Raw genomic sequence first — 18,478 nt, 5'->3', positions numbered from 1 at the left:
AGAATTCGTTACGACTAGCGAAATTGCGCGAGGAACCGCAAGTCGTTGTCGAAGAACAGACGCAAGTCGTTCACGCCGTAACGGAGCATGGCCAGACGCTCGACGCCCATGCCGAAGGCAAATCCGGAGAACTCTTCCGGATCGATGCCGGACATGCGCAGCACGTTCGGGTGAACCATGCCGCAGCCCATCACTTCCAGCCAGCCGGTCTGCTTGCAGACGCGGCAGCCTTTGCCGCTGCACATCACGCATTCCATATCGACTTCGGCGGATGGCTCGGTGAACGGGAAGTACGAAGGACGGAAACGCACGGCCAGTTCTTTCTCGAAGAACACCCGCAGGAATTCTTCGATGGTGCCTTTGAGATCGGCAAAATTGATATCGCGATCGACCAGCAGGCCTTCGACCTGGTGGAACATCGGCGAGTGGGTGATATCGGAGTCGCTGCGATACACGCGGCCTGGGCAGACGATGCGGATCGGCGGCTGCTTCGATTCCATGGTGCGGACCTGTACCGGCGAGGTGTGGGTGCGCAGCAACATGTTGGCATTGAAATAGAAGGTGTCATGCATCGACCGGGCCGGGTGATGGCCTGGGATGTTGAGCGCTTCAAAGTTGTGGTAGTCGTCTTCGACCTCTGGGCCTTCGGCAATGCCGTAGCCAATGCGGGTGAAGAACTGCTCAACGCGCTCCAGAGTCCGGGTGACCGGATGCAGACCGCCGGAGGTCTGGCCACGGCCCGGCAACGTCACGTCGATGGATTCGGCAGACAGTTTGGCAGCCAGCTCGGCTTCTTCAAACAATGCCATGCGCGCATTGAGAACGCCTGTAACACGTTCCTTGGCAACGTTGATCAGCGCACCGACTTGCGGACGCTCTTCGGCCGGCAGATTCCCCAGGGTCTTCATCACCTGAGTCAATTCGCCCTTCTTGCCAAGGTATTGAACCCGGATTTGCTCCAGGGCATTGATATCTTCAGCGCTTTGCACAGCCTCTAGTGCTTGAGAGACCAGCGCATCCAGGTTTTCCATGTACAGACTCCAGATACAAAATAGGGGAAGAGCTTGAAGGCTCTTCCCCTATTTATGACGTTTAACACCTGGCCCCACAGAGGTGAGGCCGGGTGACTGTCGGGGGTACTTAAGCCAAGGTGGCTTTAGCTTTCTCGACAATCGCAGCAAACGCCGCTTTTTCGTTCACTGCCAGATCAGCCAGAACCTTACGGTCGATCTCGATGGACGCTTTTTTCAGGCCAGCGATGAAACGGCTGTAGGACAGACCGTTAACACGAGCACCAGCGTTGATACGAGCGATCCACAGAGCGCGGAACTGACGTTTTTTCTGACGACGGTCACGGTAGGCGTATTGGCCTGCCTTGATTACCGCTTGCTTGGCAACACGGAATACGCGGGAGCGTGCGCCGTAGTAGCCTTTAGCAAGTTTCAGAATTTTTTTGTGACGCTTACGGGCAATGACGCCACGCTTTACACGAGCCATGAGTTACTTCCTCTATTCTTGACTAAATTAACGAAGGCGCAGCATGCGCTCGACTTTTGCCACGTCAGACGGATGCAGCAAGCTGCTACCGCGCAGTTGACGCTTACGCTTGGTCGACATTTTAGTCAGGATGTGGCTCTTGAAAGCGTGCTTGTGCTTGATGCCGTTAGCAGTTTTCAGAAACCGCTTGGCAGCACCACTTTTGGTTTTCATTTTTGGCATGTTCGGATACTCCGCATTCAGTTGATAAACATAATCAGAAGGCCTGCCGTGCCCTGTTGATTACTTCTTCTTTTTCGGGGCGATGACCATGATCAGCTGGCGTCCTTCCATCTTAGGATGCTGTTCGACCGAACCGTACTCGAGCAGGTCTTGTTCAACCCGCTTGAGGAGTTCCATCCCCAGCTCCTGGTGGGCCATCTCACGGCCGCGGAATCGCAAGGATACCTTGGCCCTGTCCCCGTCACTCAGGAAACGTACCAGGTTGCGCAGTTTTACCTGGTAATCCCCTTCCTCCGTCCCTGGACGAAACTTGATTTCTTTAACCTGAATCTGCTTCTGGTTTTTCTTCGCCGCGGCAATCTGCTTCTTCTTCTCGAAGATCGACTTGCCGTAGTCCATCACCCGGCAAACAGGCGGGACTGCATCGGCGGAGATTTCCACCAGATCAAGCTTTGCTTCTTCAGCGATACGAAGCGCTTCATCAATCGAGACGATGCCAATCTGCTCGCCATCAGCGCCAATTAACCGAACCTCGCGTGCCGAGATATTCTCGTTGATCGGGGCTTTCGGTGCAGCTCGTTTATCTTGTCTCATTTCACGCTTAATAATAATTACTCCGAATCTGGGCGACCACGCCGGGAAACCGCTTGCGCGAGAAACTCAGCGAACTGGGCGACGGGCATCGAGCCCAGGTCAGCACCTTCACGAGTACGCACAGCGACAGTCTGCATCTCGACTTCCTTATCTCCGATAACCAAAAGATAGGGAACCTTGAGCAAAGTATGCTCGCGGATTTTAAAGCCGATCTTTTCATTTCTCAAGTCGGACTTGGCACGAAATCCGCTTTCGTTGAGAGTTTTTTCAACCTCTGCAACAAAATCTGCCTGTTTATCAGTGATATTCATGATCACCGCCTGGGTTGGCGCGAGCCACGCAGGGAAGGCACCTTCGTAGTGCTCGATCAGAATCCCGACGAAACGCTCAAACGAACCGAGGATCGCGCGGTGCAACATCACCGGGTGTTTGCGGCTGTTGTCTTCAGAGACGTATTCAGCGCCCAAACGGACAGGCAGGTTAAAATCGAGCTGCAAGGTACCACACTGCCAGACGCGACCGAGACAATCTTTCAGCGAGAACTCGATCTTCGGCCCGTAGAAAGCACCCTCGCCTGGCTGCAGATCGTACGGCAGGCCAGCAGAATCAAGGGCTGCAGCCAATGCTGCTTCAGCGCGATCCCACAGCTCATCGGAGCCGACGCGTTTTTCCGGACGAGTGGACAGTTTCATCTCGACTTCGGTAAAGCCGAAATCGCGATAGACGTCCATGGTCAGCTTGATGAACGCAGCGGACTCGGCCTGCATCTGCTCTTCGGTGCAGAAAATGTGCGCGTCGTCCTGGGTGAACGCTCGCACGCGCATGATGCCGTGCAACGCACCCGACGGTTCGTTACGGTGGCAGGCGCCGAACTCGGCCAGACGCATTGGCAACTCACGGTAGCTTTTCAGGCCCTGATTGAACACCTGCACGTGGCATGGGCAGTTCATCGGCTTGATGGCGTAGTCGCGGTTTTCCGACTGAGTGGTGAACATGTTGTCGGCGTAGTTGGCCCAGTGTCCGGATTTCTCCCACAGGCTGCGGTCGACGACTTGAGGAGTCTTGATCTCAAGGTAGCCGTTGTCGCGCTGGATCTTGCGCATGTACTGCTCGAGCACCTGATACAGAGTCCAGCCATTCGGGTGCCAGAACACCATGCCCGGCGACTCTTCCTGAGTGTGGAACAGGCCCAGGCGCTTGCCGATCTTGCGGTGATCGCGCTTCTCGGCTTCTTCGATGCGCTGGATGTATGCCGCCAGTTGCTTCTTGTCGGCCCAGGCAGTGCCGTAAACGCGCTGCAACTGCTCGTTCTTGGCGTCGCCACGCCAGTAGGCGCCCGACAGCTTGGTCAGCTTGAAGGATTTCAGGAAACGCGTGTTCGGCACGTGCGGACCACGGCACATGTCGACGTATTCTTCGTGATAGTACAGACCCATGGCCTGCTCGTTCGGCATGTCTTCGACCAGACGCAGCTTGTAATCTTCGCCACGAGCCTTGAACACTTCGATCACTTCAGCGCGCGGAGTGACTTTCTTGATGACGTCGTAATCTTTCTCGATCAGTTGCTGCATGCGCTGTTCGATAGCCGCCATGTCTTCCGGCGTGAAAGGACGCTCGTAGGCGATGTCGTAATAGAAGCCTTCGTCGATGACCGGGCCGATGACCATCTTCGCGGTCGGGTACAGCTGTTTGACCGCGTGGCCAACCAGGTGCGCGCAAGAGTGGCGAATGATCTCCAGCCCCTCTTCATCCTTTGGCGTAATGATTTGCAGGGTCGCGTCGCTGCTGATGATGTCGCTGGCGTCGACCAGTTGGCCATTGACCTTGCCGGCGAGCGTGGCTTTGGCCAGGCCTGCACCAATGGATGCGGCGACCTCGGCTACGGAAACCGGGTGATCGAATGAACGTTGACTGCCGTCGGGAAGAGTAATAGTTGGCATGGCGCCTCCTCTCCTAGTGGTGACCCCTACCAAAGGTCACGTGGGTTGGGATGAGCCAGTACAAGATCCGATCCAGGCCATTCAATGACGAACGCCTGCCTTACAGCGGCAGGAGCCTTGCGGCCAACCGGAAAACCGAACCAGAGTGACTGGGATTCAAATCGGAAAAATTCGCACGCCGACCGCTTCGGGACTGAAGGTCATCCGAAGCCTGAGAACGCTTGAGCCCGGCATGCTAGCACAGATGAGCGGTCGCTCACGCCCTGATTTGGCAGAAGGCGAAATGTCCGATTTTATGCCAGAGTGCTGAACTTGATCGGCCCTTGCGCCCTCAGATAACAAGACATTGACCCACAAGGAGCATCCTCGCATGCGTCTGAAAAGCTTATTCGCCGTCGTCGCCCCCGTCGTCCTGCTGCTGCCACTGAGCGCCCATGCCGACTGGCCGAAAGGCGAGCGCGAAAAGTACATGGCCCAGTGCACTCAGGCTGCGACCCAGCAAATCGGTGCTGCAGCGGCGAAATCCCACTGCGCTTGCGGTGCTGACGCCATCAAGTCCTATCCGGCCAGCGACATTCAGGCGCTGATGGACAACAAGGCGACTCCTGAATTGCAACAGAAAGCCCTTGGCCAGATCGCCAAATGCAAGGCAAATACCGCCCCGAAAAAATAAGAAAACCGGGTATTAATATCGGCTGAAAGGCGGAAAAAAGTGCTGGAAATGAGCCTTTACAGACGATTTATGCAGGTTTTACAGGTTTTTTTATCGTCTTTACGTTTCGCTGAAAGCCTTTCAAACCGGGGCTTTCAGCAGAGACGGGTGGTAAAGAAAACACGACTGATTGGCAAACAGCACGTCCGGGGGGCTCCCAAAGCGAACATTTCGACTATGATACCCGGGTGTGCCCAGTTGGCCTGAGCAGCACAGTACTACTGAAAATATATGTTTCTTGGAGATACACCATGTCTAATCGCCAAACCGGCACCGTTAAATGGTTCAACGATGAAAAAGGCTTCGGCTTCATCACTCCTCAAGGTGGCGGTGACGACCTGTTCGTACACTTCAAAGCTATCGAATCCGACGGTTTCAAAAGCCTGAAAGAAGGCCAGACCGTCTCTTTCGTGGCTGAGAAAGGCCAAAAGGGTATGCAAGCTGCACAGGTTCGCCCAGAGTAATTTCTCGGCGCACTAAAAAAACCCCGTCCAAGTGACGGGGTTTTTTATGTCTTGAACAAAGTGTTCAGCCGCAATTGACGCGGGTAACCACCAGGTTGTTGTCGGTGTTCAGGTTCAGGCGATCGGAGCGGTATTCCAGGGTGATCATGTCGTTTGGCTTGAGAAAGCGCGCATTTTGCGCCCCAGCCTTGGCACGTGCCTGATCCAGCAATTCAGGGGATGCCTTCTTGCCGATGGCGAATTGCGCTGCCGATGCTTCGCAGCGGCTGTTTCCCGATTCAGCAGCCACGGGTTCCTTTGCCGACTCGCTGGAGGTTGTGCTGCAACCAGCCAACAGAGCAGCGGCCATAAGTGCACCCAGTGTCGCGAACTTCAAAGGCATGAAGCCTCCTTGTTTTCAAATGTTTAAGCAGAGATCGTGCGACCGCCAATGCGGCGTTTGGTTTCAAGGCTCAAGCCATGCCCTGCCCCACGAGCGGAAAAATGCCGAGTGTGCCTGAGCTGCGCGCGGCGACTCATCAAACAATCGTGACTGAATATTAACGACCTCAATAAACGTCGATGTAGTCATACGGCGGATTCGGCCAGTTGTCCTTGAGCGCGTTGAAAATCTGCATCACCCAGACTTCATCGCTGGCTGCGACGTTCCCCACATAGCCGGAGCCCTTCGCCCAGGTTTCCAGGCGAAACAGCAGACCGTCGATATCCTGCCCACCGGTCACGGTTGACAGATAGGCGATGCCGTCTTTGGTTACGCGCAATTGGTTGTGTACGTCGTCACTGGCCGAGGCGAGCAATTGGCGCACTGCATCGAGTGTGAGGCCGTCAGGGCTATTCAGATCGATCTGCACAACAGGGTCCTTGGTAAGCCGGAAAAGACCCAGTGTCGCATAGCGCTCCGCTCATGCCTAAGTCGCAGTGCCAAACGCCGCGCAAAATGGTTAACTCGAAAAACAGACATCCTGACCTTTCGAGCCTCCCATGACCAGTATAAGCATCGACGCCGCCATCAACGCCAAATGGGCCGAAGGACACAGCTCTTACAGCCCCGGCACGACGGAAGAACTGGCGCTGATCGGCATCGATCTACTGGTCAAGGAGTTGGGGATAGAAGCGGCGCAGCATTTTATCAATCAGGTATTCGAACGCTATCCGATCGGCCAGGCCGAACAGCCGCAGTGAAAACCCGCAGGCAAACTGCCTGCGGGTCGACGACTTATTTCAGGCGTTTCAGGCGCTCGGTCAGCAGATCAAAGAATCCCTGGGCGTCGCCATTTTCGACCCAGAATGCATTCTTCGGTGCTTTTAGGCCGTCATACCAGTCAACGATGGTCTGGCCGAATGTCGGTCCTTCACGGCTATCCACCACGACGTTGACCGCCCGACCGGTAAACAACTCGGGCTTGAGCAGATACGCCACAACGGTGGCGTCATGCACCGGGCCGCCGGGAATGCCGTAGTGCTCCATATCGCCCTTGATGTATTCGCTGAGAATGTCGCCGACGATCTTGCTCGCATTGTTGTTCAGCGCGGCGATCTGCTTCAGGCGCGCGTCACTGGTCAAGATCTTGTGGGTCACGTCCAGCGGCAGATAGGTGAGTTTCACCCCGCTCTTGAGCACCACCTCGGCAGCCTGCGGATCGGCGAACAGGTTGAATTCAGCCACAGGGGTGATGTTGCCACCGTTGAAATGCGCCCCGCCCATGATCACCACTTCCTTGATGCCCTGAACGATTTCCGGCTCCTGGATCAATGCCAGAGCCAGATTGGTCTGCGGGCCGAGCATGGCGATGGTGATGCTGTGCGGTTTGGCCGATTTAAGAGTGTCGATCAGATAATTGACCGCATTTCCTTTCGCCAGGCCTTTCTTCGGTTCGTGAACCGTGACGCCCGACAAGCCTTCCTTGCCATGAATGTTCTCGGCGTAGATCGGCGTGCGCATCAGTGGCTTCGGTGCGCCAGCGTAAACCGGCACGTCTTCGCGCCCTGCCCATTCGCGAGCCAGCCGCGCGTTGCGCGAAGTCTTGTCCAGCCGCACGTTGCCGGCCACGGTAGTCAGCGCGCGAATATTCAGTTCATCCGGCGACGCCAGCGCGAAGAGCAAAGCGACCACGTCGTCGGCGCCTGGATCGGTATCGATGATCAGATCGACCTTTTCCGCCGCCTGAGCGCCGGTCGCAGTTATCACGGACAAAAGCAGCAGACTCCGGATCAGTTGGTGAATTTTTTCAGCGTAGCGTTGCATAGCGCATTCCTTGTGCAGGTGAAATCGGAAATCAGAATGTAACCCCGGCGACCAGAACGATGTTGCAGTACGGCTGACATTCTCCTGTACGAATGATCGCCCTGGCTTGTCGGCTCAGTACCTTGAACTGCTCGTGAGTGAGCAGATCCCTACGACCCAGCGCGCCCTCTTCGCTCAACGCGTCCAGATCAGCCAGCGCCGAGGGCTGCTTATCGAAGATCTCTCTGGCCAGCACATGGCTTTCTACCTGCATTTCGCTGAGCACGACTTTCAGCGTGCTGACGAAATCAGGGATGCCATGGGTCAGTGCCAGATCAATCAGCTCGACACCCGGCGGCACGGGCAAACCGGCGTCGCCGATCACGACCATGTCACCGTGGCCAAGCGAAGCGATCAGTCGCGACAGCGCGACGTTGAGTAATGGAGTCTTTTTCATGCGGGTCTGAACGCCTGTACTTCGGACATGGTTGGAATCGACGGTTGCGCACCGGCGCGGGTAACCGACAGTGCAGCGGCGATCTGACCGTAGCGGATCGCCTCGTCCTCGGATTTGCCATCGGCCAGCGCTGCGGCGAAACCGCCGACAAAGGTGTCGCCTGCGGCCGTGGTATCGAGCGCCTTCACGGTCGGCGCGGGGAAGTGTTCGAAGCCCTTGCCATTGGCGAACAACGAACCCTGCGCGCCCAACGTGACAATGACTTTACCGGCGCCCATGGCAATCAATTGAGTGGCAGCCGTTTCTGCCGACTGCAACGAGTCGACAGCGAGCCCGCTCAATGCGGCCGCTTCGCTCTCGTTGGGAATCAGATAGTCGATCGCCGCGAACCAGTCTGCCGGCAAAGGACGGCTCGCCGGCGCCGGATTGAGGATGACGGTCTTGCCCAGTTCACGTGCACGCTTGAGCGCATGCCCGACCGTCGCATCGGGAATCTCGAGCTGACAGATCACCACGTCGGCGGCCTGTAAAACCGCGTCAAAGCGGTCGATCACTGCAGGCATCATCGCGCCGTTGGCACCGGCGACAATCACAATGGCGTTCTGGCTGTTGTCATCCACCACAATCAGCGCCACGCCACTGGAATCCTCTACGACGCTGACAGCCTGGCAGTCGATGTGCTCGGCGAGCAAGGCATCGCGCAATCGCACACCGTAGTCGTCATTTCCCACGCAACCGATCATCGCCACCTGCGCGCCCAGACGAGCAGCAGCAACCGCCTGATTGGCGCCCTTGCCGCCAGACACCGTGGCAAAGGAATGACCAATCAGCGTTTCACCGCCGCGCGGCAGCCGTGGCGCCCGGGTGACCAGGTCCATGTTCAGGCTGCCTATTACCACTACATTTGCTGGCATACATCACTACTCATCAATTCGGTTTCAGCGATATTCGGTGAACACGCCGGACAGCGGCGCGGTCGATTCGCGCAGGACAATGCTCGGAGTCACGATGCGTTGATCGGTACCCGAATCGGGCGCAGCAATTCTGCGCAACAGCACTTCGGCGGCCATCTCGCCCAGTTGCAGGATCGACTGGCCGACCGTGGTCAGCGCCGGATAGACGTAACGACTCATCTGAATGTCATCGAAGCCGATCACCGACAGCTCGGCCGGCACCCGGACATTACGTTCAGCCGCCGCACGCAGCACACCGATGCCAATCATGTCGTTGCCGGCAAAAATCGCACTGGGCGGATTGCTTTCAAGCAGCCGGGCAGCGGCGTTGTAACCGCCGGTGCTGGTGAAGTCGCTTTCCAGCATGCGCTCTTCGCGCACCTCGATTCCCGCCTCTTGCAGCGCTCGGCAGTAACCGGCCTGACGCATTTGCGCCACGCTGGTACTGGCCGGACCGCCGATTGTAGCGATGTCGCGATGCCCCAACTCGAGCAGGTGACAGGTTGCCAGATAAGCGCCGTATTCGTGGTCGATGCGCACCAGATCGGCATTTACACCTTCCAGGCCCCGGTCGACGATGACCATCGGGGTCTTCACGCCCGCCAGTCCTTGCGCCAGACCACTGTCACCGCCGGCGGAGGCGACGATCAAACCGTCGATGCGCTTTTCCAGCAACACACGCAAATAGCTGCGCTGCTTGTCCGGGTTGTCGTCGGAGTTACAGAGGATCACGCAATAGCCGTTGCGCTCGCAGTAATCCTCGATTCCGCGCGCCAATTCAGCGAAGTACGGGTTGAGGCTGTTAGGCACCAGCAGGCCGATGGTCGCCGTGGTCTTGGCTTTCAGCGAGCGCGCCACGGCACTTGGCACGTAGTCGAGGCTCTTGATCGCCGCCTCGACTTTGCGCCGCACTTCCTGACTGACCGGGCGGGTGTTGTTCACCACGTGCGACACGGTCGTGTAGGAAATGCCCGCGAGCGCCGCTACATCCTTGATCGTTGCCATGGTTCAGCCCCGACGACTGGCGCGTTGACTGCGATAGGTGTCGAGCACCACAGCGATAACAATTACCGCACCGGTGATGATGCGCTTGGTCGGCTCCGTCGCACCAATCTGCGCGAGACCGGCCGCGAGTACGGAAATGATCAACACACCAAAGAAAGTGCTGATCACCGAACCGCGCCCGCCCATCAGGCTGGTGCCGCCGATTACCACCGCTGCGATCACTTGCAGTTCCAGGCCCGAACCCGCGTTCGGGTCAGCCGCCTCCAGACGCGAAATCTGAAACAGAGCGGCAATGCCCGCCAGCAGCCCCATAAGGCTGAACACCAGAATCTTGTAGGGCTTGGGATTGATCCCGGCCAGCCGCACGGCTTCTTCGTTGGTGCCGATGCCGATCAGGTAGCGGCCGAAAACCGTGCGGGTCAAAACTGCCTGCGCGATGAAGATCACCAACAAAGCGATGATGAACGACGGGGAAATGCCGAACGCGATCGGATTCGACAGCCAGGCGAACGCATCGCCAATGTAGGCAGTGCGCGACCCGGTCATCTGATACGCCACACCGCGGGCCATTTCCAGCACGCCGAGGGAGACGATGAACGACGGAATCCGCCAGGCCACGGTGATCGAGCCAGTGATGGTGCCGGCCAGAGCCGCCACCGCCATGCCGAGCAGCGCCGCTGGCAAAACGCTCCAGCCCCAGCCGAGAATCGCAACGCTGACCGTCGATGCGGCCAGCGCGAGGACCGAGCCGACGGACAAATCGATGCCGCCGATGATCAGCACAAAGGTCATGCCCACCGCCAGCACCATCAGGTCGGGAATCTGGTTGGCCAGGGTGCTGAAGGTGTTGTACGAGAGGAAATGGCTGCTCAGGACCGAGAACAGCGCAATCATCGCCAGCAAGGCACCGGCCAGGCCCAGATAAGTACCCAGGCCGAAGAAATTGCCATTACGTTTACTGGCAGAAGATGCAGTTTTCATGGGAGATCCCTAGGCGCTGCTTCATTGAGCAACGCATCACGTTTCTGGTAGCCGGCGAAAGCGGCGGCAAGCAAATCATCCTGGGTCCAGCTGTCGCGCTCGAAGGTGTCGATCAGACGTCCCGCCGAAAGCACGCCGATTCGATCGCAGATCAGCATCAACTCACGCAAGTCACTGGACACCACGACCAATGCCTTGCCCTGGCGGGTCAACTCGCCGAGCAAACCGTAAATGTCGAACTTGGCGCCGACATCAATCCCGCGAGTCGGCTCGTCGAACAGCAGCACCGAACAGTCGCGCTCCAGCCAGCGGCCGATCACGACCTTCTGCTGATTGCCGCCGGACAGTTCCGAGACCAGCTGCGTCGGGCTAGAACTACGGATACGCATGGCTTCGATCTGACGCTGCGCCAGTGAGATTTCGTCGCCGTTGTTGACGAAACCACCACTGGAGATTTCCGGCATGTTGCCCAAGGCGATGTTGGCGCTGATCGACTGACTGAGCAGCAGCCCTTCGCCCTTGCGATCCTCGGTGATCAGCGCAATGCCGTTGCGCACGGCATCGACTGGCGAGCGAACACTCACGACTTTGGCCGGCGAGCCGAGCGCGATGGTGCCGCTGTCGGCAGCATCGGCACCGAATATCAGCCGCAGCAATTCCGTGCGCCCTGCCCCGATCAATCCGGAAATGCCGAAGATCTCCCCGGCACGCACCTCGAAAGAGACGTCGCGGACTTTGTCCGAACGCGTCAGGCCTTTGACCGTCAACGCCGGAGCGCCGATCTTGCGCGGCCCCATGTCGATGTGTTCGCCCAGTTCGCGACCGACCATCAAGGTGACCAGTTGCTCGCTGTTGTAGTTGGCCATCGGCTCGACGCAGACCAGATTGCCGTCACGCAGCACAGCAATACGCTGCGCCACCCGCGCCAGTTCTTCGAGACGATGAGAGATATAGATGATGGAAACGCCGCGAGCCTGCAATTGGGTGATCTGCTCGAAGAGCATTTCGACTTCGCGCGCCGTGAGCATCGCGGTCGGCTCATCGAGGATCAGCACGTGGCAATCGCCAATCAGGTTGCGCGCGATTTCGACCATCTGTTGATGACCGATACCCAACTCGCCAACCAGTGTGTCCGGGTCGATCGCATCGAGGCCGACTTGCGCCATGGCTTCGATCGCCGCCTTGCGCAACTGCTTGCGGCTGATCCAGCCAGCGCTGCTCGGCAGATTATCCAGAAAGAGGTTTTCCGCCACCGACAGCGTCGGCAACAGATTGAGTTCTTGCATGACCATGCGCACGCCAAGCTCTTCAGCCTGGGTACGGCTGCCCGGACGATAGTCCTTGCCGTGGAATTGCATCTGGCCGGTGGTCGGTGTGACCAGACCACCAATGATCTTCGACAGGGTACTTTTGCCGGCACCATTTTCGCCGGTCAGCGCCAGTACTTCACCGCGCATCAGCGTCAGATCGATGCCGGTGAGCACCGGTTGCGCATAGGTCTTGCCGATACCGCTGACCGAGAGGACAGCGTTCGGGGCGGAAACTGACATAGAAATCTCCATGCGCTCGCCCGGACGGACGAGCGCCGTTGTGTCGCCAGATGACTTACTGGGTGACCAGCTCGACCGGTGTTTCGATCACGCCGCTGGCAGCGCTGTCGACTTTCTCGCCCTTGATGATCTTCAGTGCGGTTTCGATGCCGAACACGGCCTGCTTGGCTGCAAACTGGTCAGCCGTCGCCAGCACACGACCGTCCTTGAGCATTGGCTTGATCGCATTGATGTTGTCATAACCGACAACCTTCACCTGCCCTGCCTTGCCAGCGGCACGGACTGCGGAAACGGCGCCAACCGCCATGCTGTCGTTACCGGCCAGCAGTGCTTTGACATCCGGGTATTCACTGAGGATCGAAGCGGCAACCTTGTTGCCCTTGTCGATTTCCCAATCACCGGATTGCAGCGAGACCACTTTGATCTGCGCGGCCTCCATCGCGTCCTTGAAGCCGGCCGTACGTGCCTGCGCGTTGGTGGTGGTAGACACGCCTTCGATGATACCGACCTCGTCGCCCGCCTTCAGTTGCGTGGCCAAATATTCGCCAACCAGACGTGCACCCTTGCGGTTGTCCGGACCTACGAAAGGCACGTTGATGTTTTTGCTTTTGATTACGGCGGGATCGAGCTGGTTGTCGATGTTGATCACCGTGATACCGGCGTCTACGGCCTTCTTGATAACCGGCACCATGGCCTTGGAGTCAGACGGCGCGATCACCAGTGCATTCACCTTGGCCAGGATCATCTGTTCGACGATGCGAGTCTGGCCGGCGGTGTCGGTTTCGTCTTTGATACCGTTGGAGATCAGATCGAAATCGGCGGAGTGTTCTTTCTGGTAGGCCTTGGCGCCGTCTTCCATGGTCAGGAAGAATTCGTTGGCCAAGGATTTCATGACCAGGGCGACTTTGGGCTTTTCTGCAGATTCGGCGAACGCCGAGGAGACAGGTAGTGCGGCGGCTGTGGTAGCCAGCATAGCGACAGCAAGAAGACGTGCGGCGAAGGGCAGCTTCATGGGTTCACTCCGATCTTATGATTATTGTGAGCAACGTTTGCGCTGACGTAAGCTACGTCACGGCTCCGGGAGAAAATACCCTTCTAAGCCGCGCAAACGTTTGCGTAGATCGAACTATGAGAATCCCGCCGGCATTTGTCAACAATCAGAAATCGTCTTTTGTTGTAGGCCGAATCGCCGAATTGGCAATTTGGCGCTTCAGGCAGTCGTATTGACCAAGCCGCCGCTGGGAGCGCTTTTCGACATCTCCTTGACCAACGCACCCGCCACCTCTGCCAGTGCGGCGCTGGTTTGCGCGATCTGGCCCTGAATCGACATCACTGCCTGGGATTTCGCTTCGGGAGTCGGATAGCTTGCGGCCTGAGCCGCAGCCAGTTGCTGCTGCTGCTCCTGAAGTTGTTTTTGCAACTCCTTCATCCGCTTGAGCAGTGTCTTGACGGTAATGCTGAGATTACTGTCGGCCTCGGTTTCACTGTTTTCCTGCACAGGACCACCACCGGTTCTGACCTGATTCTTCTCAGTCTTCTCGGTACCCAGCGCCTGCGCCGAAGCCTCATTGGTCGCGTCGTTCAGGGTGTTGATCGTGGCTGCAGTTTTACCGCCGATGGTGACTGCAGCGGGATTGGCAAAACCGACCGTCAGTGACATGTGAACTCCTAAGATTTGGTTTCCTTGAGGACGCATCGGCCTGGGAGCACATTTCTTTAGCAGGGATTTGTCTCCCGCCTGGCTTTTCAGAGATTGCCTATCGGCGAGCCGAACAAGAATCCCGCTGTCGTTCGGAATCCCGGATGGATGGGTCCTCAACGATGCTCCAGCCACCGACAAATATTGATTTAAATCATCGGGTTAAACATTTTCCGCCAGCACATTACGCATGGTATGAATCCTGCTCCCGTCCTTGCACCTCAAGCATTCAGATCGGCTTGGGGCGCATCTAGATGAACCTGCATCAGCACCGTCTCACGACTAGAGAGAAAAATAATGAAATCTGCTTTCAATACCTTGATTCCGGGCGCATTGGCCCTCCTCCTGCTCCTGCCTACTGCCCTTCAGGCAAAAGAAGTCGAAACCCAGACCAAACTGGCCAACGTCGTTGTTCTCGCCACCGGCGGTACCATCGCCGGCGCTGGCGCCAGTGCCGCCAACAGTGCCACTTACCAGGCAGCGAAAGTCGGTATCGAGCAACTGATAGCCGGCATTCCCGAGCTGAGCAAACTGGCTAACGTGCGTGGCGAACAAGTCATGCAGATCGCTTCGGAAAGCATCACCAATGACAACCTGCTGCAATTGGGTCGTCGCGTTTCCGAACTGGCTGACAGCAAGGACGTCGACGGCATCGTTATCACCCACGGCACCGACACCCTCGAAGAAACCGCGTACTTCCTGAACCTGGTCGAGAAAACCGACAAGCCGATCATCGTCGTCGGTTCGATGCGTCCGGGCACTGCCATGTCGGCAGACGGCATGCTCAACCTGTATAACGCCGTCGCCGTGGCGAGCAGCAAAGAAGCGCGCGGCAAAGGCGTGCTGGTGACCATGAACGACGAGATCCAGTCCGGTCGCGACGTCAGCAAAATGATCAACATCAAGACCGAAGCATTCAAAAGTGCCTGGGGCCCGCTGGGCATGGTGGTCGAAGGCAAATCCTACTGGTTCCGCCTGCCGGCCAAGCGTCACACCATGGATTCGGAATTCGACATCAAAAACATCAAGAGCCTGCCTGACGTAGAAATTGCCTACTCCTACGGCAACGTCAGCGATACCGCCTACAAGGCACTGGCGCAAGCCGGCGCCAAAGCCATCATCCACGCCGGCACTGGCAACGGTTCGGTATCCTCTCGTGTGGTTCCATCCCTGCAAGCCCTGCGCAAGGATGGCGTGCAGATCATTCGCTCGTCCCACGTCAACGCCGGCGGCTTTGTCCTGCGTAACGCCGAACAGCCTGACGACAAATACGACTGGGTTGTCGCTCACGATCTGAATCCGCAAAAAGCCCGCATCCTGGCGATGGTCGCGCTGACCAAGACCAACGACAGTAAAGAGCTGCAACGGATGTTCTGGGAATACTGATCGTCCTTCGCCTGATCACTTCTCGATCGGGCAATTGCGCATCACCTGCCAGCTTGGCAGGTGATGCCCCGCTTACACCCTTCCAATACTTTTCCCACAAAAATCTCGACAAGCCCTACACCAAAACCGGAAACCCGCTGTCAGAGGATTTTCTTGAATTTTAAGCAGTTGCGAAATCGCCTACAGTTAAATACTGTATGCACGTACAGCTTAATAAGGATAACCTCGTGGCCACCTCTCCTGCTGCTCCTGACGCTTACGAACGCATGGGTATGCGCGTTCAGAAAATCATCAATTCCCCCACCGCACAAAAAGCCAAAGCCGCACTGATTTTCCGTCTGCCGGATGAGCCGATGGACGACTGGGAGCGCTTGCTCGAGGAAATCGACGAGAACGACAACGTTACCCTCGCTTATCGCGATGACGGTGGCGTGCAGATTTTTTGGGTTGTGCCGAAGGAAGATTGACGCAATGAGTGTCCGCTGTGTTGCTTTGCTGTTGTTGTTTTTCGCCATGGGCGCCCAGGCTGGCGCCCCACGTACATTTTCCGAAGCCAAGAAAGCCGCGTGGAAACTTTATGCGCCGCAATCCACCGAGTTTTACTGCGGCTGCAAGTACACCGGCAACAAGGTCGACCTGAAGGCTTGCGGCTATGTGCCGCGCAAGAACGCCAAGCGTGCATCGAGAATCGAATGGGAGCACATCGTGCCGGCCTGGCAGATCGGCCATCAGCGACAGTGCTGGCAGCAAGGCGGACGCAAGAATTGCACGCGTTACGATCCGGTTTATCAAAAGGCCGAAGCTGATTTGCACAATCTGGTGCCGAGCATTGGAGAGGTCAACGGTGACCGCAGCAACTTCAGCTACGGCTGGTTGCCGGTGCAGTCCGGCCAATATGGCTCCTGCCTGACGCAGGTCGACTTCAAGGCGAAGAAGGTCATGCCCCGCCCTTCGATTCGCGGCATGATCGCCCGCACGTATTTTTATATGAGCAAACAATACGGACTGCGTCTGTCCAAGCAGGATCGGCAGTTGTACGAAGCGTGGGACAAGACCTATCCAGTGCAGGACTGGGAACGTCAGCGCAACCAGAGCGTGGCATGCGTGATGGGGCGCGGCAACGAGTTTGTCGGCTCGGTAAACCTGCAAGCCTGCGGCTGATTGCAGCGGAAATAAAAAGGCCTCAAGCGTTATGCTCGAGGCCTTTTTAATGTCTGTTCAGCGTGTTTTGAAGGCGCTTCGCTTATGGCGTTAGCGGATGCTCGATCACCACCGACTCGATATTTTGTTTTTTGGCTTTTACCAACGCCGCATCCACCTGCACCTTGCGCGCCTCGGCGTCAGCCTGGGAATTGAACGGACCGATCAGAATTCGTGTTTTACCGCTGCCGTCCTTGACGACCGTCGGAACGAAAGCGTGCTCGATCAACCAGCCGCTCAGGTCACTGACGGCCTGAGGAGTCTCGCCACGCACTTCCAGATCCCACTGTGGCGCGGCGGCCGCCGGCGCTGCCGCGACCTTCGTCTCAGGCTTCGGCGCATCTACATTCTTGCCTTCACCGCAGCCTGCCAATGCCAGTGCCGCTACCAGCCAAACCAATTTGCGCACAACGCTTCCCTCGGAATTCGTAAAGCGGCGATCTTATCATTCAAAAATACTTCGCGAGCCCCGCAAAATGGGCACAAAACAACGAGAATGATGATTGCAGCCTCTGTATAGTTACGCCCTGGGAATTAATGCCGCTTCTGCGCGTCAGAAAGAGGCACCCAAACCGTGAGACTTCGCACTAATCTATAGATACCACCGACCTCTGCACTGTCTGAATCAGGTGCCCTACAAAGCAATCAAGGAGAAGACCATGCTGATACTCACCCGCAAAGTCGGTGAAAGCATAAACATTGGTGATGACATCACGATCACCATCCTCGGAGTCAGCGGCCAACAAGTCCGCATCGGTATCAACGCTCCGAAAAACGTGGCAGTGCACCGTGAAGAAATTTACCAACGCATCCAGGCCGGCCTGACCGCTCCGGACAAGCCGCAAACGCCCTGAGCCACTTTGCATTACGTAGCCAGTCCTATTGCCGTCGCGCAAGACTGGCTAAAGATTCACGCGCCGTTTAGCCATCCGCATTTCACCCCGCTGGGCACGGCGCCTGAAGCATGCTGACTCCTTTCACTTGCCCCTCCCCCCTTTCTTGCGCCGATATTACCTTTCACTCCTGGAGCTGGCTGTCGGACGTTTCCGATAGAGCACGGAGAATTTCGCCTTCTAAGCGAATATCACGCCACGCGCCATGCCTGTCGCCGCGACCATCATCAGGATCAGCAGCAGCGCTTCAACATGACTGATTCGCGCGTACAACTTCGCACGTCCGCTATCAAGCGCCACACCGCGCGAGGATGCGATGCGCCATTTGATCAGCGTGATCATCGGTGCAAGCTCCATCAGCAGGATCAGCAAGAACAGCGTCATCTTCAGATGAAACAGCGGCTGATGCAGGTAATAGTCAGAGCCTTTCTCGTAACCACCAAATGCACGCATCGCTCCGGTGATAAGCAGCGTCAAAGCTGAAAGCCCCCAAAGGTTATCCGCGAGCAGAACGCGCTTGACCTCTCCCGTACCCGCCGCGAGCTTTCGGAAAGCTGTGCCGCGCGTCAGCGCCGCCCAGAAAGCCAAGGCAAACGCGAATAGATGGATAGCGGCCAGGACCCACTGACTCAGCATCGACGCACTCCCTTATAAAGAGTTGAAAATCGGCCAGTCAGTAGTAGACGAAAAAACCGCGCCTC

24 protein-coding genes are annotated in these 18,478 nt (G+C 57.2%); 7 read left to right on the top strand and 17 right to left on the bottom strand.

Annotation, left to right across the window (positions count from 1 at the left end; translation table 11 throughout):
* Nucleotides 1–14: 14 nt before the first annotated feature.
* From pheS to thrS, 5 genes are all read right to left on the bottom strand, one after another.
* Nucleotides 15–1,031: a phenylalanine--tRNA ligase subunit alpha gene (pheS, locus tag F8N49_RS01480; RefSeq protein ID WP_003226365.1), complete on the bottom strand. Its 1,017-nt coding sequence runs from the start codon at nucleotides 1,029–1,031 to the stop codon at nucleotides 15–17.
* Nucleotides 1,032–1,140: 109 nt separating this feature from the next.
* Nucleotides 1,141–1,497 carry a 50S ribosomal protein L20 gene (rplT, locus tag F8N49_RS01475; protein WP_002553161.1) on the bottom strand — a complete coding sequence of 119 codons (357 nt, stop codon included), beginning with the start codon at nucleotides 1,495–1,497 and terminating at the stop codon, nucleotides 1,141–1,143.
* Between the two features lie 27 nt (nucleotides 1,498–1,524).
* On the bottom strand, nucleotides 1,525–1,719 hold the full coding sequence (gene rpmI / locus F8N49_RS01470) for a 50S ribosomal protein L35 (protein ID WP_002553160.1): 195 nt from the start codon (nucleotides 1,717–1,719) through the stop codon (nucleotides 1,525–1,527).
* Between the two features lie 60 nt (nucleotides 1,720–1,779).
* A complete protein-coding gene (gene infC, locus F8N49_RS01465; protein ID WP_169432615.1) occupies nucleotides 1,780–2,331 on the bottom strand; it encodes a translation initiation factor IF-3 in 552 nt (183 codons plus the stop codon).
* The gene (thrS, locus tag F8N49_RS01460) at nucleotides 2,331–4,253 is read right to left on the bottom strand and encodes a threonine--tRNA ligase (RefSeq protein WP_024012407.1); all 1,923 of its coding nucleotides are present in this window, start codon (nucleotides 4,251–4,253) and stop codon (nucleotides 2,331–2,333) included. The genes infC and thrS overlap by 1 nt, the downstream gene beginning before the upstream one ends.
* Nucleotides 4,254–4,623: 370 nt before the next feature.
* On the opposite strand from thrS, the gene F8N49_RS01455 reads away from it, so the two are divergent.
* Together F8N49_RS01455 and F8N49_RS01450 are read left to right on the top strand one after the other, a co-directional pair.
* Nucleotides 4,624–4,926, top strand: a complete 303-nt coding sequence (locus F8N49_RS01455; protein WP_016774048.1) for a hypothetical protein — start codon at nucleotides 4,624–4,626, stop codon at nucleotides 4,924–4,926.
* A gap of 290 nt (nucleotides 4,927–5,216) precedes the next feature.
* Entirely contained in the window at nucleotides 5,217–5,429 is a 213-nt protein-coding gene (locus F8N49_RS01450) for a cold-shock protein (RefSeq protein ID WP_003179963.1), read from the top strand.
* 64 nt (nucleotides 5,430–5,493) lie between these two features.
* On the opposite strand, the gene F8N49_RS01445 is transcribed toward F8N49_RS01450, so the two are convergent.
* Nucleotides 5,494–5,811, bottom strand: coding sequence for an I78 family peptidase inhibitor (locus tag F8N49_RS01445; protein ID WP_016774047.1), 318 nt, complete (start codon nucleotides 5,809–5,811; stop codon nucleotides 5,494–5,496).
* A 166-nt stretch (nucleotides 5,812–5,977) separates the two neighbouring features.
* Nucleotides 5,978–6,280 (bottom strand): hypothetical protein, encoded by a 303-nt coding sequence (locus tag F8N49_RS01440; protein WP_016774046.1) that lies wholly within the window; start codon nucleotides 6,278–6,280, stop codon nucleotides 5,978–5,980.
* A 130-nt stretch (nucleotides 6,281–6,410) separates the two neighbouring features.
* Between F8N49_RS01440 and F8N49_RS01435 the strand changes: the two genes are divergently transcribed.
* On the top strand, nucleotides 6,411–6,611 hold the full coding sequence (locus F8N49_RS01435; RefSeq protein WP_071171735.1) for a hypothetical protein: 201 nt from the start codon (nucleotides 6,411–6,413) through the stop codon (nucleotides 6,609–6,611).
* Nucleotides 6,612–6,645: 34 nt separating this feature from the next.
* Here F8N49_RS01435 and F8N49_RS01430 read toward each other — a convergent pair whose 3' ends face one another.
* The 8 genes from F8N49_RS01430 to F8N49_RS01395 all read right to left on the bottom strand — a co-directional run bounded on the left by F8N49_RS01430 (nucleotide 6,646) and on the right by F8N49_RS01395 (nucleotide 14,259).
* Nucleotides 6,646–7,674, bottom strand: a complete 1,029-nt coding sequence (locus F8N49_RS01430; RefSeq protein WP_071171734.1) for a nucleoside hydrolase — start codon at nucleotides 7,672–7,674, stop codon at nucleotides 6,646–6,648.
* Between the two features lie 31 nt (nucleotides 7,675–7,705).
* Nucleotides 7,706–8,110 (bottom strand): D-ribose pyranase, encoded by a 405-nt coding sequence (gene rbsD, locus F8N49_RS01425; protein WP_122747217.1) that lies wholly within the window; start codon nucleotides 8,108–8,110, stop codon nucleotides 7,706–7,708.
* A complete protein-coding gene (gene rbsK, locus F8N49_RS01420; RefSeq protein ID WP_071171732.1) occupies nucleotides 8,107–9,024 on the bottom strand; it encodes a ribokinase in 918 nt (305 codons plus the stop codon). Before rbsK ends, rbsD begins: the two co-directional genes overlap by 4 nt.
* A 24-nt stretch (nucleotides 9,025–9,048) precedes the next feature.
* A complete protein-coding gene (locus tag F8N49_RS01415) occupies nucleotides 9,049–10,068 on the bottom strand; it encodes a LacI family DNA-binding transcriptional regulator (protein WP_151550660.1) in 1,020 nt (339 codons plus the stop codon).
* A gap of 3 nt (nucleotides 10,069–10,071) precedes the next feature.
* Nucleotides 10,072–11,049, bottom strand: a complete 978-nt coding sequence (locus tag F8N49_RS01410; RefSeq protein WP_039762079.1) for an ABC transporter permease — start codon at nucleotides 11,047–11,049, stop codon at nucleotides 10,072–10,074.
* Nucleotides 11,046–12,599 (bottom strand): sugar ABC transporter ATP-binding protein, encoded by a 1,554-nt coding sequence (locus tag F8N49_RS01405; RefSeq protein WP_151550659.1) that lies wholly within the window; start codon nucleotides 12,597–12,599, stop codon nucleotides 11,046–11,048. The genes F8N49_RS01410 and F8N49_RS01405 overlap by 4 nt, the downstream gene beginning before the upstream one ends.
* A gap of 55 nt (nucleotides 12,600–12,654) precedes the next feature.
* On the bottom strand, nucleotides 12,655–13,611 hold the full coding sequence (locus F8N49_RS01400; RefSeq protein ID WP_151550658.1) for a sugar ABC transporter substrate-binding protein: 957 nt from the start codon (nucleotides 13,609–13,611) through the stop codon (nucleotides 12,655–12,657).
* Between the two features lie 198 nt (nucleotides 13,612–13,809).
* A complete protein-coding gene (locus tag F8N49_RS01395) occupies nucleotides 13,810–14,259 on the bottom strand; it encodes a hypothetical protein (RefSeq protein ID WP_016774037.1) in 450 nt (149 codons plus the stop codon).
* Nucleotides 14,260–14,595: 336 nt separating this feature from the next.
* Between F8N49_RS01395 and F8N49_RS01390 the strand changes: the two genes are divergently transcribed.
* The 3 genes from F8N49_RS01390 (at nucleotide 14,596) to F8N49_RS01380 (ending at nucleotide 16,845) form a co-directional block, all read left to right on the top strand.
* The gene (locus F8N49_RS01390) at nucleotides 14,596–15,684 is read left to right on the top strand and encodes an asparaginase (RefSeq protein ID WP_122747214.1); all 1,089 of its coding nucleotides are present in this window, start codon (nucleotides 14,596–14,598) and stop codon (nucleotides 15,682–15,684) included.
* Between the two features lie 197 nt (nucleotides 15,685–15,881).
* Nucleotides 15,882–16,151, top strand: coding sequence for a DUF1654 domain-containing protein (locus F8N49_RS01385; protein WP_016774035.1), 270 nt, complete (start codon nucleotides 15,882–15,884; stop codon nucleotides 16,149–16,151).
* 4 nt (nucleotides 16,152–16,155) lie between these two features.
* Nucleotides 16,156–16,845: an endonuclease gene (locus tag F8N49_RS01380; RefSeq protein ID WP_071171727.1), complete on the top strand. Its 690-nt coding sequence runs from the start codon at nucleotides 16,156–16,158 to the stop codon at nucleotides 16,843–16,845.
* A gap of 82 nt (nucleotides 16,846–16,927) precedes the next feature.
* Here F8N49_RS01380 and F8N49_RS01375 read toward each other — a convergent pair whose 3' ends face one another.
* Nucleotides 16,928–17,293 carry an SPOR domain-containing protein gene (locus F8N49_RS01375; protein WP_024012401.1) on the bottom strand — a complete coding sequence of 122 codons (366 nt, stop codon included), beginning with the start codon at nucleotides 17,291–17,293 and terminating at the stop codon, nucleotides 16,928–16,930.
* Nucleotides 17,294–17,543: 250 nt separating this feature from the next.
* Between F8N49_RS01375 and csrA the strand changes: the two genes are divergently transcribed.
* Nucleotides 17,544–17,738 (top strand): carbon storage regulator CsrA, encoded by a 195-nt coding sequence (gene csrA, locus F8N49_RS01370; RefSeq protein WP_003179932.1) that lies wholly within the window; start codon nucleotides 17,544–17,546, stop codon nucleotides 17,736–17,738.
* Nucleotides 17,739–17,957: 219 nt separating this feature from the next.
* Here the strand turns inward: csrA and F8N49_RS01365 are convergent, their stop codons facing one another.
* Nucleotides 17,958–18,413: a DUF2214 family protein gene (locus F8N49_RS01365; RefSeq protein ID WP_071171726.1), complete on the bottom strand. Its 456-nt coding sequence runs from the start codon at nucleotides 18,411–18,413 to the stop codon at nucleotides 17,958–17,960.
* Nucleotides 18,414–18,478: the final 65 nt, after the last annotated feature.

Origin of the sequence: Pseudomonas sp. GXM4 (genome assembly GCF_008923895.1) — a bacterium.
Classification (GTDB): domain Bacteria; phylum Pseudomonadota; class Gammaproteobacteria; order Pseudomonadales; family Pseudomonadaceae; genus Aquipseudomonas; species Aquipseudomonas atacamensis.
The sequence above is the reverse complement of the archived record's forward strand: the minus strand, read 5'-3'. Positions and strand labels throughout refer to the sequence as shown.

Coding starts and splice junctions, on each gene's coding strand:
- F8N49_RS01430 (WP_071171734.1), bottom strand. CDS start 7,674: ATGCAACGCTACGCTGAAAAAATTCACCAACTGATCCGGAGTCTGCTG.
- F8N49_RS01455 (WP_016774048.1), top strand. CDS start 4,624: ATGCGTCTGAAAAGCTTATTCGCCGTCGTCGCCCCCGTCGTCCTGCTG.
- F8N49_RS01410 (WP_039762079.1), bottom strand. CDS start 11,049: ATGAAAACTGCATCTTCTGCCAGTAAACGTAATGGCAATTTCTTCGGC.
- F8N49_RS01390 (WP_122747214.1), top strand. CDS start 14,596: ATGAAATCTGCTTTCAATACCTTGATTCCGGGCGCATTGGCCCTCCTC.
- rbsK (WP_071171732.1), bottom strand. CDS start 9,024: ATGCCAGCAAATGTAGTGGTAATAGGCAGCCTGAACATGGACCTGGTC.
- F8N49_RS01415 (WP_151550660.1), bottom strand. CDS start 10,068: ATGGCAACGATCAAGGATGTAGCGGCGCTCGCGGGCATTTCCTACACG.
- F8N49_RS01450 (WP_003179963.1), top strand. CDS start 5,217: ATGTCTAATCGCCAAACCGGCACCGTTAAATGGTTCAACGATGAAAAA.
- pheS (WP_003226365.1), bottom strand. CDS start 1,031: ATGGAAAACCTGGATGCGCTGGTCTCTCAAGCACTAGAGGCTGTGCAA.
- F8N49_RS01405 (WP_151550659.1), bottom strand. CDS start 12,599: ATGTCAGTTTCCGCCCCGAACGCTGTCCTCTCGGTCAGCGGTATCGGC.
- thrS (WP_024012407.1), bottom strand. CDS start 4,253: ATGCCAACTATTACTCTTCCCGACGGCAGTCAACGTTCATTCGATCAC.
- F8N49_RS01385 (WP_016774035.1), top strand. CDS start 15,882: ATGCACGTACAGCTTAATAAGGATAACCTCGTGGCCACCTCTCCTGCT.
- csrA (WP_003179932.1), top strand. CDS start 17,544: ATGCTGATACTCACCCGCAAAGTCGGTGAAAGCATAAACATTGGTGAT.
- F8N49_RS01435 (WP_071171735.1), top strand. CDS start 6,411: ATGACCAGTATAAGCATCGACGCCGCCATCAACGCCAAATGGGCCGAA.
- rbsD (WP_122747217.1), bottom strand. CDS start 8,110: ATGAAAAAGACTCCATTACTCAACGTCGCGCTGTCGCGACTGATCGCT.
- F8N49_RS01445 (WP_016774047.1), bottom strand. CDS start 5,811: ATGCCTTTGAAGTTCGCGACACTGGGTGCACTTATGGCCGCTGCTCTG.
- F8N49_RS01395 (WP_016774037.1), bottom strand. CDS start 14,259: ATGTCACTGACGGTCGGTTTTGCCAATCCCGCTGCAGTCACCATCGGC.
- F8N49_RS01365 (WP_071171726.1), bottom strand. CDS start 18,413: ATGCTGAGTCAGTGGGTCCTGGCCGCTATCCATCTATTCGCGTTTGCC.
- rpmI (WP_002553160.1), bottom strand. CDS start 1,719: ATGCCAAAAATGAAAACCAAAAGTGGTGCTGCCAAGCGGTTTCTGAAA.
- F8N49_RS01400 (WP_151550658.1), bottom strand. CDS start 13,611: ATGAAGCTGCCCTTCGCCGCACGTCTTCTTGCTGTCGCTATGCTGGCT.
- F8N49_RS01380 (WP_071171727.1), top strand. CDS start 16,156: ATGAGTGTCCGCTGTGTTGCTTTGCTGTTGTTGTTTTTCGCCATGGGC.
- rplT (WP_002553161.1), bottom strand. CDS start 1,497: ATGGCTCGTGTAAAGCGTGGCGTCATTGCCCGTAAGCGTCACAAAAAA.